General features: G+C 58.8%; 12 protein-coding genes and 4 tRNA genes. All 16 read left to right on the forward strand.

Annotated elements, in window-relative coordinates:
• The first annotated feature begins 9 nt into the window (after nucleotides 1-9).
• Nucleotides 10-1161 (forward strand): class I SAM-dependent methyltransferase, encoded by a 1152-nt coding sequence (locus O3301_RS13175; RefSeq protein WP_305056583.1) that lies wholly within the window; start codon nucleotides 10-12, stop codon nucleotides 1159-1161.
• A gap of 149 nt (nucleotides 1162-1310) precedes the next feature.
• Nucleotides 1311-2402 carry a J domain-containing protein gene (locus tag O3301_RS13180; RefSeq protein ID WP_305056584.1) on the forward strand — a complete coding sequence of 364 codons (1092 nt, stop codon included), beginning with the start codon at nucleotides 1311-1313 and terminating at the stop codon, nucleotides 2400-2402.
• Nucleotides 2403-2465: 63 nt separating this feature from the next.
• Entirely contained in the window at nucleotides 2466-4061 is a 1596-nt protein-coding gene (locus tag O3301_RS13185; protein ID WP_099665767.1) for a DUF3369 domain-containing protein, read from the forward strand.
• A 133-nt stretch (nucleotides 4062-4194) separates the two neighbouring features.
• Nucleotides 4195-5841: a tetratricopeptide repeat-containing response regulator gene (locus tag O3301_RS13190; protein ID WP_077398774.1), complete on the forward strand. Its 1647-nt coding sequence runs from the start codon at nucleotides 4195-4197 to the stop codon at nucleotides 5839-5841.
• Nucleotides 5842-6063: 222 nt separating this feature from the next.
• Nucleotides 6064-6148, forward strand: a tRNA-Tyr gene (locus tag O3301_RS13195).
• A 62-nt stretch (nucleotides 6149-6210) separates the two neighbouring features.
• Nucleotides 6211-6284 (forward strand) — tRNA-Gly (locus O3301_RS13200).
• 43 nt (nucleotides 6285-6327) lie between these two features.
• A tRNA-Thr gene (locus O3301_RS13205) sits at nucleotides 6328-6402 on the forward strand.
• 88 nt (nucleotides 6403-6490) lie between these two features.
• Nucleotides 6491-7681, forward strand: coding sequence for an elongation factor Tu (gene tuf, locus O3301_RS13210; protein ID WP_077398776.1), 1191 nt, complete (start codon nucleotides 6491-6493; stop codon nucleotides 7679-7681).
• A gap of 66 nt (nucleotides 7682-7747) precedes the next feature.
• Nucleotides 7748-7823: transfer RNA gene (locus O3301_RS13215), tRNA-Trp, on the forward strand.
• A 32-nt stretch (nucleotides 7824-7855) separates the two neighbouring features.
• Nucleotides 7856-8239: a preprotein translocase subunit SecE gene (gene secE / locus O3301_RS13220; RefSeq protein ID WP_010394308.1), complete on the forward strand. Its 384-nt coding sequence runs from the start codon at nucleotides 7856-7858 to the stop codon at nucleotides 8237-8239.
• Entirely contained in the window at nucleotides 8239-8865 is a 627-nt protein-coding gene (gene nusG, locus O3301_RS13225) for a transcription termination/antitermination protein NusG (protein ID WP_077398778.1), read from the forward strand. The genes secE and nusG overlap by 1 nt, the downstream gene beginning before the upstream one ends.
• Before the next feature lie 115 nt (nucleotides 8866-8980).
• The gene (gene rplK, locus O3301_RS13230; protein ID WP_034753131.1) at nucleotides 8981-9415 is read left to right on the forward strand and encodes a 50S ribosomal protein L11; all 435 of its coding nucleotides are present in this window, start codon (nucleotides 8981-8983) and stop codon (nucleotides 9413-9415) included.
• Complete coding sequence (gene rplA, locus O3301_RS13235) at nucleotides 9415-10110, forward strand: 50S ribosomal protein L1 (RefSeq protein WP_034753134.1); 696 nt, start codon at nucleotides 9415-9417, stop codon at nucleotides 10108-10110. Before rplK ends, rplA begins: the two co-directional genes overlap by 1 nt.
• Before the next feature lie 320 nt (nucleotides 10111-10430).
• A complete protein-coding gene (gene rplJ / locus O3301_RS13240; protein WP_034753621.1) occupies nucleotides 10431-10970 on the forward strand; it encodes a 50S ribosomal protein L10 in 540 nt (179 codons plus the stop codon).
• Between the two features lie 67 nt (nucleotides 10971-11037).
• Nucleotides 11038-11409 (forward strand): 50S ribosomal protein L7/L12, encoded by a 372-nt coding sequence (rplL, locus tag O3301_RS13245; RefSeq protein WP_070223390.1) that lies wholly within the window; start codon nucleotides 11038-11040, stop codon nucleotides 11407-11409.
• Between the two features lie 232 nt (nucleotides 11410-11641).
• Nucleotides 11642-15748, forward strand: a complete 4107-nt coding sequence (gene rpoB / locus O3301_RS13250; RefSeq protein ID WP_077398780.1) for a DNA-directed RNA polymerase subunit beta — start codon at nucleotides 11642-11644, stop codon at nucleotides 15746-15748.
• Nucleotides 15749-15778 lie beyond the last annotated feature (30 nt).

Here is a 15778-nt window from a genome sequence, read left to right on the forward strand (position 1 = left end):
AATGCGGGAATGTCTCTTCCCGCACCCGATAGCGACGCGCTGGCCGCGTCCCATGCCTTGCAGCACCAGATTGCCGCCGAAATCGCGCGCAATGACGGCGCCATTCCCTTTGTCCGCTTCATGGAGCTGGCGCTGTATGCGCCTGACCTCGGCTATTACAGCGGCGGCGCCGCCAAGCTGGGCAAAGATGGCGATTTTACAACCTCGCCGGAGATTTCGCCCCTGTTCGGCGCCACGTTGGCCCATGTGGCAGCCGCTATTATGGCGCAAACGGCCCCGCGCATCCTCGAATTCGGCGCCGGCACGGGCAAGCTGGCCTGCGATATCCTGACGGAAGCGGCGAATGCCGGCATCCATGTCGAACAGTATGCGATCGTCGAATTGTCCGGCGAATTGCGCGCGCGCCAGGAGCTGGCGCTGGCAGCCTTCCCGCAAGTGGTGTGGCTCGACGGCTTTCCCGACAGTTTCGAGGGTGCCGTGTTCGGCAATGAAGTGCTGGACGCTATGCCCGTCAACCTGATCAGCAAGACGCCCGCCGGCTGGTGCGAACTCGACGTCAGCATCGCCGACGGCCAGTTCGTGTTTGTCGAACGCCCGGCCGGCGCCGACGTGGCTGCGCAGATCGCCGCCCAGGTGCCCGAGGAGGACGCCTTGCCGGTCGGCTATGTCACGGAAATTCATGGCGTCGCCTGCGGTTTCATGCGCTCGCTGGCGCGCATGCTGACCAATGGCAAGGGCGGCGCGGCCGTGCTGTTCGATTATGGTTTCCCTGCGCATGAGTATTACCTGGACTTGCGCGCCACGGGCACCCTGATGTGCCATTACCGCCATCACGCCCACGCGGAACCGTTTTATCTGCCCGGCTTGCAGGACATCACGGCCCACGTGGATTTTACGGCGATGGCGGTGGCGGCGCAGGAGGCGGGCCTCGATGTGCTCGCTTACATGAACCAGGCGTCCTTCCTGCTGGGCGCGGGTCTCGGCGACTTGCTGCTGCGCACCGATCCGGAGCAGGTCAAGACCTATTTGCCGCAAGCGAGCGCCGTGCAAAAGCTGGTGTCGCCCGCCGAGATGGGGGAATTGTTCAAGGTGCTGGTAGTGGGGCACCGCGTGGAGTTGCCGGAAGCGCTGTTGTCCAGCGACCGCAGTCACCGCTTGTAAGCGCCTGCAATATCAAGGCAGGGCAGTATCGCCCTGCAATTTCCTGTCCGCCGGCGGTTATTATCTTGTCATATCGTATATGATGACCGACACAGCACGGTTCCATCCTGCAAGAACCCGTCGCCGCGCACCGATTTCAAGATAGAACGATGGGAAAGATACATACACACTATGACAACCTGAAGGTGGCGCGCCTGGCGCCGCAGGAAGTCATACGTGCCGCGTACAAAGCCCTCAGCCAGAAATACCACCCGGACAAGAATCCCGGCGACGAAAAGGCCGCCCGCATCATGGCGATCCTCAACAGCGCCTATGGCACCTTGTCCGATCCACAACGCCGCAAGGAACACGACGAGTGGATCGCCGCCGAGGAATGGGAAATCGAATGGCTGGAAAGCACCCACCAGGAAGAAGGCAAGAGCCGCGATGGCCGCGCGAAAGGCCATGCCCAGCCGCATGAACACGCCTGGGCGCAGGATGTGCCGCCGCCGAAGGGCAAGCCGCGGCGCGGCCTGCAACCCGTCTGGCGCAACTGGCGCTGGTGGCTGAGTTTGTTTATCTGCCTGTTGCTGGGCTGGCTGGCCGCCTTGCTGATGCTCGACACGTCGCAGCCCGTGCCTGCCGCGCTGGCGTCGGCCTGGAGCGGCCTGGCCCGCGACGGCGCCAAGCCCCATGCGGAAGCGGCCACGCCGGCGGCCGGTGCCGCGCCGCCATCGAAAGGCGAGGCGGTGGCAGTCGACAGCTGGGCCGTGGGCAAGCCGTATGCGCCCGAGCCGCCGCAAGCGAAGACGCCGGAGATCCGCGTGCTGGCCGTGTCCCAGCTGAGTTTGAAAGGCATCCAGCCCGCCTGCGATGGGGCAGGCAAGGCCGAGTCCCCATCGCTGGTGGCGCCGAATGGCGAACCCTGGCCGGCCCATTCCGGCTATGTCGATGGATTCCCGATCGGTAACAAGGGCGATGAGCTTGCCGTGAGCATCGACAACAGCAGCAATGCCGCGCCCGTGTTCGTCAAGCTGTTTGACACGGAGCGGCGCTCGAACGTGCGCTACCTGTACATCCTCGCGTACGACAAGCTGCTGGTGGAGCAGCTCAGCGCGGGCAAGTATGAAGTGCGCTACCAGGCCGTCGGGCCGGGCCAGGATAGTTGTGGCGGCGCCACGCGCAGCGGTGCCTCGGCGCCGGCGTCGTCGCCGTCCGCCAGCGAAGGCGGTACGCAGAATCCTGTTGTAAGCAGCATCTAATCTGATTATGCTTGATATGCGTCAACGCAGCGTCCACATCGAACTTATCCATTAGGAGTATTCATGACCGACCTCAAGGCCGATGCAGATGATAACTGGCTGCTCGACGAAGATGAGCCGGTGGCCAGTCCTGCCGGGCTGGCCGCGCCCGACCAGCGCCTGTGGCGTGTCCTGATCGTCGATGATGACGTCGACGTGCATGCAGTCACGCGGCTGGCGCTGCGCAATGTCAGTTTCAAGGGCCGCGAACTGGAACTGTTTTCCGCCTACAGCGGCCGCGAGGCGTACGACATCCTGCGCGACACGCCCGATATCGCGCTGGTGCTGCTCGACGTGGTGATGGAAACGGATGACGCCGGCCTGATCCTCGCCAAGCGCATCCGCGCCGACCTGAACAATTCCATCGTGCGCGTCGTGCTGCGCACGGGCCAGCCGGGCCAGGCGCCCGAGCAGCGCGTCATCATCGAATACGACATCAACGATTACAAGGCCAAGACGGAACTGACGACGCAAAAGTTGTTTACCACCGTCATCTCGGCCCTGCGCGCCTACGAGAGCCTGATGATGCTCGAACGCAGCCGCATCGGCCTGGGCAAGATCCTCGCCGGCGCCACCAATCTGTATCAGATCCATTCCCTGCGCGAATTCGCTTCCGGCGTGCTGAACCAGGTCAGCGCCATCCTCGACGTGGGCGCCGACGGCGTGCTGTGCCTGATGCAGGGCGGCGCCGGACGGCCCGAGGTGGTGGCCGCCACGGGCACGTATGCCGTGCTGGCCGAGTCCGAAGCGATGCCGGCCGACCATGCCCTCACGTCCACCATCGACAAGGCGTTCGCGGAAAAGCGCAGCCAGTTCGAGCATCCGGCCAATGTGCTGTTCATCCACACGGAAGGCAACCGCGAGCTGGCCATTTCCGTCACGCCGCCGTGGCCGCTGGCGCAGATCCAGCGCGATCTGCTGGAAGTGTTTTGCCAGCGTATCGCCGCCGCCTTCGACAACCTGTACATGTTCGGCCAGCTGCGCAAGGCGCAGGAGGCGACCGTGGTGGCGCTGGCCGACCTGGCCGAGTTCCGCGACAGCGACACGGGCGGCCACGTGCGGCGGGTGCAGCTGTTGTCCGACGCCATCGCCCGGCGCATGCAGCAACGCGGCGTGTATGCCGACGAGCTGACCCCGCAGCTGCTCGACATGATCGGCCTGGCCAGCATCCTGCACGACGTGGGCAAGGTGGCCACGCCGGATGCCGTGCTGCTCAAGCCCGGCAAGCATACGGACGAGGAGCGGGCGCAGATGCAGCTGCACGCCAGCGTCGGACGCACCATCCTCGAGCGGGCCGCCAACATGGTCGACGGCGTCAGCTACCTCACGTATGGCGCGCAGATCGCCGGCGGCCACCACGAACACTTCGATGGCGCCGGTTATCCGAATGGCTTGAAAGGGCGCAACATTCCCGTGGCCGCGCGCATCGTTGCCGTGGTCGACGTCTTCGATGCCTTGCTGCACGAGCGGCCCTACAAGGAGCCGTGGCCGTATCCGCAGGTGCGCGAATACATCGAACAGCGCAGCGGCAGCCAGTTCGATCCGGAAGTGGTGACGGCGCTGCTGGAACTGATCGACCATGAGCCGCAACTGTGGCATCCGGAGCGCGCCGTCGCTTGAGCAGCAACGTCGTCGGCATTTTTCGGCACGTCGCCATTCCCTTGCGCGCGGCGCCGTCATATACTCGGCAGCCTCATGCTGGCTGGCGCCACGCACCAGTGTGGCGCGCCGCGGAGTTTTCGGACATCACGACATGAAAGAACTCAAGGGCCTTAGCGCACTGATCATCGAGCCGCATCCGGGCATGCGCGCCAGCCTGCACAATATGCTCAACCTGTGCGGCCTGGCGAAGATCGATGACGCGGCCAGCTCGGGCCAGGCGATTCGCATGCTGGGCAGCAAATCGTATGATTTGATCCTGTGCGAGTACGATCTCGATGGCGGGCAGGATGGCCAGCAGATGCTGGAAGACTTGCGCCACCACAAACTGATGCACGCGTCGACCATGTTTTTCATGGTCACAGGCGAAGGCAGCTTCGCCAAGGTGGTCAGCGCCGTCGAGCTGTTGCCTACCGATTACATCCTCAAGCCGTTTACTGCTGACAACATGCTCGAGCGCATCGGCCGCGCGCTGGACAAGCGCAATGCCTTCGTGCCCGTGTATGAACTGATCGACGTGGGCAATGAGCGCGCGGCGATTGCCGCCTGCGCCGAGGGCGCCAGCCTGTATCCCCGCTACGCCACCGATTTCCTGCGCTTGCGCGCGGAACTGCACCTGCTGTTGGGCGAGGCGGCCGACGCCGAGCCGATCTACGCGGGCCTGTACGCAGCCAAGTCCATCGGCTGGGCGCGCCTGGGGCAGGCCAAGACGCAGTTCCTGCTGGGCGAGTATGAAGCGGCGCAAGGCACCCTGGAGGGATTGCTGGAAAACAACAAACGTTTTCTCGACGCGTACGACTGGCTGGCGCGCACGCATCTGGCGCAAGGCAAGCCGGAACTGGCGCAGGCCGCCCTGAGCGAAGCGGTGGCCCTGTCGCCGCACGCCGTGCGCCGCTTGCGCCGCCTGGGCGAGGCGGCCCTGGCTGCCGACGATATCGAGATGGCGGAAAAATCCCTGAAGCTGGTGGTCAGCAAGGCCAAGTATTCGGAATTCCGCGATCCGGAAGACCACGTGCGCCTGGTGCAGACCCTGGTGCGCAAGGGCGACCCGCTGCAGGTGGGCGCCGTGATCCGCGACCTCGACAAGTCGATGGGCGGGCAAAAGAATGCGGAACTGTGCAGTGCGCTGTGCAGCGCCATGCTGCATGCGCATACGGGCAACGAGGAGCGCCTGCAGCAATCGCTCGACGCGGCGCTGGCCGCCAACCGCCACAGCGTGGGCGGCTCGAACATGCTGAAAACCGAACTGGCGCGCCACTGCCTGGCGCATGGGCGCGAAGACGGCGCCGCCGAGGTAATGCGCGAAGTCATGCGCAACGCGCCCGACAGCGCCGCCATGACGCGCGCCATGGCCGTGTTCGAGCATGCCGGGCGCGAAGAGCTGGCCAAGGCGCTGGCGCGGCAAAGCCGCCAGGAAGTGGCCGACATGGTGGCGGCCGGCGCCGCCAGGGCGGGAGAGGGCGATTTCCGTGGCGCCGTCGATCTGATGGGCGAAGCCGTCACGCGCCTGCCCGATAATCCGCAAGTGGTGTTCAATGCGGCCGTGGCCGTGCTGAAATGCCTGGAGCACGAAGGCTGGGATGAGCGCATGGGGCAGCAGGCGCTGACGTTTATCGCCGGCGTGCGCCGCCTGGACCCGCGCAATCCCAAATTGCCCGTGCTGTCGGGCCTGCATCAGCAGTTGTTGCGTAAGTATAAGCCCCTCGGCAACTCCTGGATGCATCCGCCTGACGCCCGGTAAAAGAGAGAAATGACGGGAAAATGCGGCTTCCCGGCAGGGGGGATAAAAAAAATCCAAAAAAAGCAGACTTTTTCGCGCCAACCCTTGCACATTCTCAAATCGGGAGCTTATAATCACGCCCCGAAGCAGCCAACTTCTTCTTTATAAGCAAATGCAGCAGTCAGGCATCAGCAAATAAGGTTGACAGTTGTGAGTAGATGCTTCATACTCTGCGGTTCCCGCGGAGGGGTGGCCGAGTGGTTAAAGGCGACAGACTGTAAATCTGTTCTCTATGAGTACGCTGGTTCGAATCCAGCCCCCTCCACCAAGTTTTTGCAAGGAAAACTGGGTAGTAGCAAAAGTAAGTGAAGATAAAGTGAACGATACCTCGCGGGTGTAGCTCAATGGTAGAGCAGAAGCCTTCCAAGCTTACGACGAGGGTTCGATTCCCTTCACCCGCTCCAGTTTCCGTTCAGATGCTTGATGCATCGCATGCAACAAATTACAGCCCTTGTAGCTCAGTGGTAGAGCACTCCCTTGGTAAGGGAGAGGCCACGTGTTCGATCCACGTCAAGGGCACCAGAATTCGCAGCAGGCAGCACAGAAGCAATTCAAACCAGACCGTCGGGCGTGTGCCTGAGCAATCTAATCAAATCATTAGGAGTTCAAAATGGCAAAAGGTAAATTCGAACGGACCAAGCCGCACGTCAACGTCGGCACCATCGGCCACGTCGACCACGGTAAAACCACGCTGACCGCTGCAATCGCAACGGTTCTGTCGAAGAAATTCGGCGGCGAAGCTAAAGCATACGACCAGATCGATGCAGCTCCAGAAGAAAAAGCGCGCGGTATCACGATTAACACCGCCCACGTCGAGTACGAAACGGAAACGCGTCACTACGCGCACGTTGACTGCCCAGGCCACGCCGATTACATCAAAAACATGATTACCGGTGCTGCCCAGATGGACGGCGCGATCCTGGTGTGCTCCGCAGCTGACGGCCCAATGCCACAGACCCGCGAACACATCCTGCTGGCCCGCCAAGTTGGCGTTCCATACATCATCGTGTTCCTGAATAAGTGCGACCTGGTCGACGACGCAGAGCTGCTGGAACTGGTTGAAATGGAAGTGCGCGAGCTGTTGTCGAAGTACGAATTCCCAGGCGACGACCTGCCAATCATCAAAGGTTCGGCACGTATGGCGCTGGAAGGCAAAGAAGGCGAAATGGGCGTTGACGCAGTGCTGCGTCTGGCCGATGCGCTGGATGCTTACATCCCAACGCCAGAGCGCGCTGTTGATGGTGCTTTCCTGATGCCAGTAGAAGACGTGTTCTCGATCTCGGGTCGCGGTACCGTTGTGACCGGTCGTATCGAGCGCGGCATCGTTAAAGTCGGCGAAGAGATCGAAATCGTTGGTATCACCGATACCGTCAAAACGACTTGCACCGGCGTGGAAATGTTCCGCAAGCTGCTGGACCAAGGTCAAGCAGGCGACAACGTTGGTCTGCTGCTGCGCGGCACCAAGCGTGAAGACGTGCAACGTGGTCAAGTTCTGGCAAAACCAGGCTCGATCAAACCGCATGCTCACTTCACCGGCGAGATCTATGTTCTGTCGAAAGACGAAGGCGGCCGTCATACGCCATTCTTCAACAACTATCGTCCACAGTTCTACTTCCGTACGACGGACGTAACCGGTTCGATCGAGTTGCCAGCAGACAAAGAAATGGTCATGCCAGGCGATAACGTGTCGATCACCGTCAAGCTGATCAACCCGATCGCGATGGAAGAAGGTCTGCGCTTCGCTATCCGTGAAGGCGGCCGTACCGTTGGCGCCGGCGTGGTTGCAAAAATCATCGCATAAGGAAATGTTATGCTTCCACCTGGGGCGTCCTGGGTGGTAGAATAGCACTCCTCGAAAGTTTTACGTAGGGACGTAGCTCAATTGGCAGAGCGTCGGTCTCCAAAACCGAAGGTTGGGGGTTCGATGCCCTCCGTCCCTGCCACCGTCAAGGTGCAGGGCACCGAAAGTAGAAAAATGTCAAATCAATCCGTGCAAACCGTTAGCACGTCGAGTGACAAGATAAAAGTCGCGCTGGCAATAGTGGCTGCGATTGCAGGAGTAGTCGGGTTTTATTACCTGGCAGGCCAACCAGCTCTGGTGCGTGCAAGCGCGCTTGTGGCTGGTTTGGTTATTGCTGTTGCGCTCTTGTATGTCTCGACGACCGGCCGTGAATTTCTCAATTTCGCCAAAGAAGCTGTGCGCGAAACCAAGAAAGTCGTTTGGCCTACCCGCAAAGAAGCCACGCAGATTACTGCGATCGTGTTTGCCTTTGTGCTGGTCATGGCGATTTTCCTGTGGGGCACGGATAAATTGCTCGAGTTTTTGTTGTATGACGTAATTCTGGGTTGGAAAAAATAATGAGCGAAAATGTGCATGATGAAGCGGCGAACGAGTCCGTTCCGGGCGACGCTCCGGTAGCGGACACTGGTGCAGCGCTGAGCGTGCCAGTGAGCAGCAAGCGCTGGTATGTCGTGCATGCTTATTCCGGCATGGAAAAAAGCGTCATGCGCGCACTGACCGAGCGCATCGAGCGCGCGGGCATGCAAGACCAGTTCGGCCAGATCCTGGTGCCGATCGAAGAAGTTGTCGAAGTCAAGAATGGTGTCAAGTCCGTCACCGAACGTCGTTTCTATCCTGGCTATGTGCTGGTTGAAATGGAAATGACGGACGAAAGCTGGCACTTGGTCAAGAACACCAGCAAGGTTACCGGTTTCATTGGTGGCAAGTCGAACAAGCCGACGCCGATCTCCGCGCGCGAAATCGACGGCATCATGAAGCAGATGCAAGAGGGTGTTGAAAAGCCCCGTCCGAAAACCTTGTACGAAGTGGGCGAGCAAGTGCGCATCAAGGATGGTCCGTTTACCGACTTCAACGGCAATGTCGAAGAAGTCAACTACGAGAAATCCAAAGTGCGCGTCTCGGTCACCATTTTCGGTCGCGCTACTCCGGTAGAGCTCGAATTCGGCCAGGTCGAAAAAGTCTAAGTATTATCAAGCGCCACCAGGAGCGTCGCGGCAGTCTCAGCGAAATCCGGTCAGAGGAGCCCCGCCAGGGTAGGATCGGCGGGGCGCTACTACTCAATCCAAGATAGGAGCCATCATGGCAAAGAAAATCATTGGTTTTATCAAGCTGCAAGTGCCAGCTGGTAAAGCAAACCCATCCCCACCAATCGGTCCAGCTCTGGGTCAACGTGGTCTGAACATCATGGAATTCTGCAAGGCCTTCAATGCACAGACCCAAGGTCTGGAGCCAGGCATGCCGATTCCAGTCGTGATCACCGCATTTGCGGACAAGTCCTTCACGTTCGTGATGAAGACGCCTCCAGCAACCTACCTGATCAAAAAAGCTGCTGCGATCACCAAAGGTTCGCCGAAGCCACATACCGACAAAGTCGGTACGCTGACCCGCGCACAAGCTGAAGAAATCGCTAAATTGAAAACCCCTGATCTGACCGCTGCCGACATGGATGCTGCTGTACGCACCATCGCTGGTTCCGCTCGTTCGATTGGTATCACGGTGGAAGGTGTTGTATAATGGCTAAGTTATCCAAACGTATCAAGGCTTTGAAAGCCAAAGTCGACCGTACCAAAGTGTACGCTTTCGACAACGCTGTCGCTCTGATCAAAGAGTGCGCAACGGCCAAGTTCAATGAATCGATCGACGTATCGGTACAACTGGGTGTTGATCCTAAGAAATCCGACCAAGTGGTGCGCGGCTCCGTCGTGCTGCCAGCTGGTACCGGCAAAACCGTACGCGTGGCAGTATTCGCGTCGGGCGAAAAAGCTGAAGCTGCTAAAGCAGCTGGCGCCGACATCGTTGGTATGGAAGACCTGGCTGAGCAGATCAAAGCCGGCGACATGCCTTTCGATATCGTTATCGCTTCGCCAGATACCATGCGTATCGTTGGTACCCTGGGTCAGATCCTGGGCCCACGCGGCATGATGCCTAACCCGAAAGTTGGCACTGTTACTCCTGACGTCGCTACCGCCGTGAAAAACGCGAAAGCCGGTCAAGTTCAGTACCGTACCGACAAATCCGGTATCATCCACGCTACCATCGGCCGTAAATCGTTCGCTGACGCAGATCTGAAGTCGAATCTGGTCGCACTGATCGACGCACTGAACAAAGCCAAGCCAGCATCGAGCAAAGGCGTGTACCTGCGCAAAGTTTCGCTGTCGTCGACCATGGGCGCTGGCGTCCGTGTTGACCAGGCTAGCCTGGCAGCTTAAGTAACAGAATCAAGTCCTGTAGCGCCTTCGGGCGCTGCGGGCGCATCTTTGGGCTGTCTGCCCGGTGTTCGCACCGGGCAGACAGACAATCAAAGACCGTTGGGCCGACTGCGATCGCACATGCAGAAGGTTAATAGGCTTGCCGGCAACGGCAAGTGCCCAACGCAGATGGTGTACCCGAACAAGTTTTGTAGTCCTCATGCTGCGTGAATCCATCCGCTCAGTTTAGTACTTCTTGACTTCGGACGCCGTGTTCGAACCGATGCAAGGCGCTCAACCACTCGGTTGTGATTGCCGAACATCATTTAAGGAGGTTGACCGTGAGTCTCAATCTGAATGACAAAAAGGCCGTCGTCGCCGAAGTTTCCGCACAAGTAGCAAATGCGCAAACGATCGTCGTGGCCGAATATCGTGGCATCCAGGTTGGTCACTTGACGCAACTGCGTGCTAAAGCGCGTGCCCAAGGCGTGTACCTGCGTGTGTTGAAAAACACTCTGGCTCGTCGCTCCGTTGAAGGTACCGCATTCGCCAGCCTGGCAGATGCCATGACCGGCCCGTTGATCTACTCGATCTCGGCCGATGCCGTTGCAGCAGCTAAAGTCATCGCTGACTTCGCTAAAACCAACGACAAACTGGTCATCAAAGCAGGTAACTACGCAGGCAAGCCGCTGGATACAGCTGCTGTCACCGCGTTGGCGAGCATTCCTAGCCGTGAAGTCCTCATTTCGCAGTTGTTGGGCGTTATGCTGGCTCCGGTTTCGGGCTTTGCACGTGGTCTGGCTGCCCTGGCAGCGAAAAAAGGCGAAGGCGCCGAAGCTCCTGCAGAAGCAGCAGCAGAAGAAGCCCCAGCAGCCGCTTAATTGCGCGCGCTTTTTTCTCTCAGTACCAATCTGATGTAACTAACGTAATAAATTTAGGAGTTTCAAAATGGCAATTAGCAAAGACGATATCCTGGAAGCAGTTAGCGCCATGTCCGTAATGGACCTGAACGACCTGGTTAAAGCATTCGAAGAAAAATTCGGCGTGTCCGCAGCAGCGATGGCTTCGGCCGGTCCTGCAGCAGGCCCAGCAGCTGCTGCTGAAGAGCAAACCGAGTTCAACGTTGTTCTGGACACCTTCGGCGCAAACAAAGTTGGCGTCATTAAAGCAGTTCGCGAAATCACCGGCCTGGGCTTGAAAGAAGCTAAAGACCTGGTCGATGGCGCACCAAAAACTGTGAAAGAAGCAGTGTCGAAAGCTGATGCTGAAGCAGCAGTTAAGAAACTGGTAGAAGCCGGCGCAACCGCTTCGATGAAGTAATATCTGTACCGGCGTCAGTTAGCGCCCGAGTCAAAGTCTGAGGTTTCCCCTCGCAAGGGGGGAAATCCGACTTTGGCTCCTTTGTCGTCTGTATCGTATTTGTAGCAGCAGTTTTGTTCGATTCAAGCCGGAAAGCAGAGCCTTGAGGTTTCGTCTGTGTCACACGCAGCGGTGCAAACGAACACTTGCAAAACCTGAATTTTCTATCCTTTCTGTCACTCACGGAGTGTCCATGCACTACTCATTTACTGAGAAGAAACGCATTCGCAAATCATTCGCGAAGCGCGCCAACGTTCACCACGTTCCGTTCCTGCTGGCGACCCAGCTCGAGTCTTATCATAGTTTCTTGCAAGAGGACATAGCACCGTCCGGCCGCAAGAATGATGGCCTGCAGTCGGCTTTCACTTCGATTTTCCCTATCGTTTCGCACAATGGTTTTGCGCGTCTCGAATTCTTGTCGTACGTTCTGGGCGATCCTGCCTTTGACGTCAAAGAATGTCAACAACGTGGCCTGACGTTCGCGTCGCCGCTGCGCGCGAAAGTGCGCCTGGTGATCCTGGACAAGGAATCGCCAACCAAGCCTGTCGTCAAGGAAATGAAAGAACAGGAAGTCTACATGGGCGAATTGCCGCTCATGACGACTACCGGTTCGTTCGTCATCAACGGCACGGAGCGGGTTATCGTTTCCCAGCTGCACCGTTCGCCTGGCGTGTTCTTCGAGCACGACCGCGGCAAGACCCACTCGTCCGGTAAACTGCTGTTCTCCGCGCGTATCATTCCTTACCGCGGTTCGTGGCTGGACTTCGAGTTCGACCCGAAAGACATCCTGTTCTTCCGCGTCGACCGCCGCCGCAAGATGCCAGTGACGATCCTGCTCAAAGCCATCGGCATGTCGCATGAGCAAATCCTGGCGAACTTCTTCGTCTTCGACAATTTCAACCTGCGCTCCGAAGGCGCGGAAATGGAATTCGTCTCCGAACGTCTGCGCGGCGAAGTGGCGCGCTTTGACATCGTCGACAAGTCGGGCAAGACCCTGGTGCTGAAAGACAAGCGTATCAACGCGAAACACGTGCGTGATATCGAAGCTGCCGGCATCAAGCACATTTCCGTACCGGAAGACTACCTGCTGGGCCGCGTATTGGCGAAGAATATCGTCGATGGCGACACCGGCGAAGTCGTCGCGTCCGCGAACGATGAGCTGACGGAAGACTTGCTGGGCCGCTTGCGCGATGCCAATATTTCCGAAATCCAGACCTTGTACACCAACGACCTGGATCAGGGCGCCTACATCTCGCAAACCCTGCGTATCGACGACACCGCCGACCAGATGGCTGCGAAAGTGGCGATCTACCGCATGATGCGTCCAGGCGAACCGCCAACGGAAGATTCCGTTGAAGCGCTGTTCAACGGCCTGTTCTACAACTCGGACCGTTACGACCTGTCGGCCGTGGGCCGCATGAAGTTCAACCGCCGCATTGGCCGCGATGAACTGACGGGCGCCATGACCCTGTCGAACGAAGACGTGCTGGCCGTGATCAAGATCCTGGTGGAACTGCGCAATGGCCGCGGCGAAGTCGACGATATCGATCACCTGGGTAACCGTCGCGTACGTTGCGTGGGCGAACTGGCCGAGAATCAATTCCGCGCCGGCCTGGTGCGTGTTGAACGCGCGGTCAAGGAACGCCTCGGCCAAGCCGAAGCGGACAACCTGATGCCGCACGACCTGATCAACTCGAAGCCGATTTCGGCCGCGATTCGCGAGTTCTTCGGTTCGTCCCAGCTGTCGCAGTTCATGGACCAAACCAATCCTCTGTCGGAAATTACCCACAAGCGCCGCGTATCGGCTCTGGGACCCGGCGGTCTGACACGCGAACGCGCCGGCTTTGAAGTGCGCGACGTGCATCCGACCCACTACGGCCGCGTCTGCCCGATCGAGACACCGGAAGGTCCGAACATTGGTCTGATCAACTCGCTGGCTCTGTATGCCCGCCTGAATGAATACGGCTTCCTGGAAACCCCGTACCGCAAGGTCGAAGGTTCCAAGATTACCGATCAGATCGACTACCTGTCCGCCATCGAAGAAGGCCGCTACATCATCGCTCAGGCGAATGCGACCATCAACGACGAAGGCATGCTGTCCGATGAACTGGTCTCGGCCCGTGAAGCCGGCGAAACCATTCTGGTCTCTCCAGAGCGCATCCAGTACATGGACGTGGCGCCAGGCCAGATCGTTTCCGTCGCTGCCTCGCTGATCCCGTTCCTCGAACACGATGATGCGAACCGTGCATTGATGGGCGCCAACATGCAACGCCAGGCTGTGCCTTGCTTGCGTCCGGAAAAAGCGCTGGTCGGTACCGGTATCGAGCGCACCGTTGCGGTCGACTCGGGCACCACCGTGCAAGCGCTGCGTGGCGGTATCGTCGATTACATCGATGCGGGCCGTGTCGTGATTCGCGTCAACGATGACGAAGCAACCGCTGGTGAAGTGGGCGTAGACATCTACAACCTGATCAAGTACACCCGTTCGAACCAGAACACCAACATCAACCAGCGTCCTATCGTGCAGGTGGGCGACCGTGTTGCCAAGCGCGACGTGATCGCCGACGGCGCATCGACCGACCTGGGTGAATTGGCGCTGGGCCAGAACATGACCGTGGCTTTCATGCCATGGAATGGTCTGAACTTCGAAGATTCGATCCTGATCTCGGAAAACGTCGTCAAGGACGACCGCTACACCTCGATTCACATCGAAGAGTTGTCGGTAGTAGCCCGTGACACGAAACTGGGCGCGGAAGAAATTACGCGCGACATCTCGAACCTGGCTGAAAACCAGCTGGCTCGTCTGGATGAGTCCGGTATCGTCTACATCGGCGCGGAAGTACAAGCCGGCGACACCCTGGTCGGTAAGGTAACGCCTAAAGGCGAAACTCAGCTGACCCCGGAAGAGAAGCTGCTGCGCGCGATCTTCGGCGAAAAAGCGTCGGACGTGAAAGATACCTCGCTACGCGTGCCTTCGGGCATGATCGGTACCGTGATCGACGTGCAAGTCTTCACCCGTGAAGGCATCGTGCGCGACAAGCGTGCTCAGCAAATTATCGATGACGAACTGAAACGTTTCCGTCTGGACTTGAACGACCAGATGCGTATCGTTGAAGGCGATGCCTTCCAGCGTCTGGAAAAAATGCTGATCGGCAAAGTTGTCAACGGCGGCCCGAAAAAGCTGGCCAAAGGCGCCAAGATCACCAAGGAATACCTGGCCGATCTGGACAAATACCACTGGTTCGACATCCGCCCTGCGGACGACGATGCAGCAGTAGCGCTGGAAGCGATCAAGGAATCGATCAACGAGAAGCGTCACCAGTTCGATCTGGCCTTCGAAGAGAAGCGCAAGAAACTGACGCAAGGCGATGAGCTGCAACCAGGCGTGCAAAAAATGGTCAAGGTGTACCTGGCCGTGAAACGCCGCCTGCAGTCGGGCGACAAGATGGCAGGTCGCCACGGTAACAAGGGTGTGGTTTCCCGTATTGTTCCTGTGGAAGATATGCCATACATGGCCGACGGCACGCCAGCCGACGTTGTGCTGAACCCGCTGGGCGTTCCTTCGCGGATGAACGTTGGTCAGATTCTCGAGACTCACTTGGGCTGGGCTGCCAAGGGTCTGGGTATCCGCATCGGCGAAATGCTGAAGGCGCAAACCAAGGTCGAGCAAGTGCGCAAGTACCTGACGACGATCTACAACGACAACGGCCGTGCCGAAGAGTTGAACGACTTCGACGACGAAGAGATCATGAAGCTGGCGGAAAACCTGAAAAAAGGTGTTCCATTCGCCACGCCAGTGTTCGACGGCGCCAATGAAGAAGAGATCCGCCGCATGCTGGACCTGGCGTATCCGGACGACATCGCCAAGAACCTGGGCATGACCGCTTCGAAAAACCAGGTGACCATGTATGACGGTCGCACCGGTGAAGCGTTCGAGCGCAAGGTTACTGTCGGCGTCATGCACATGCTGAAACTGCATCACTTGGTTGATGACAAGATGCATGCGCGTTCGACCGGTCCTTACTCGCTGGTGACGCAACAGCCACTGGGCGGTAAAGCCCAGTTCGGTGGTCAGCGTTTCGGTGAGATGGAAGTCTGGGCACTGGAAGCGTATGGCGCGTCGTATGTCTTGCAAGAGATGTTGACCGTCAAGTCCGATGACGTGAATGGACGTACCAAAGTGTACGAGAACCTCGTCAAGGGCGACCACGTGATCGACGCCGGCATGCCGGAATCGTTCAACGTGCTGGTCAAGGAAATCCGTTCGCTGGGTATCGATATCGACCTCGAACGCAACTAAAAGACAGCCACCTGTCATTTGGTTTGGGAA

Origin of the sequence: Janthinobacterium sp. SUN211 (genome assembly GCF_030587315.1) — a bacterium.
GTDB classification, from domain to species: domain Bacteria; phylum Pseudomonadota; class Gammaproteobacteria; order Burkholderiales; family Burkholderiaceae_D; genus Janthinobacterium; species Janthinobacterium kumbetense.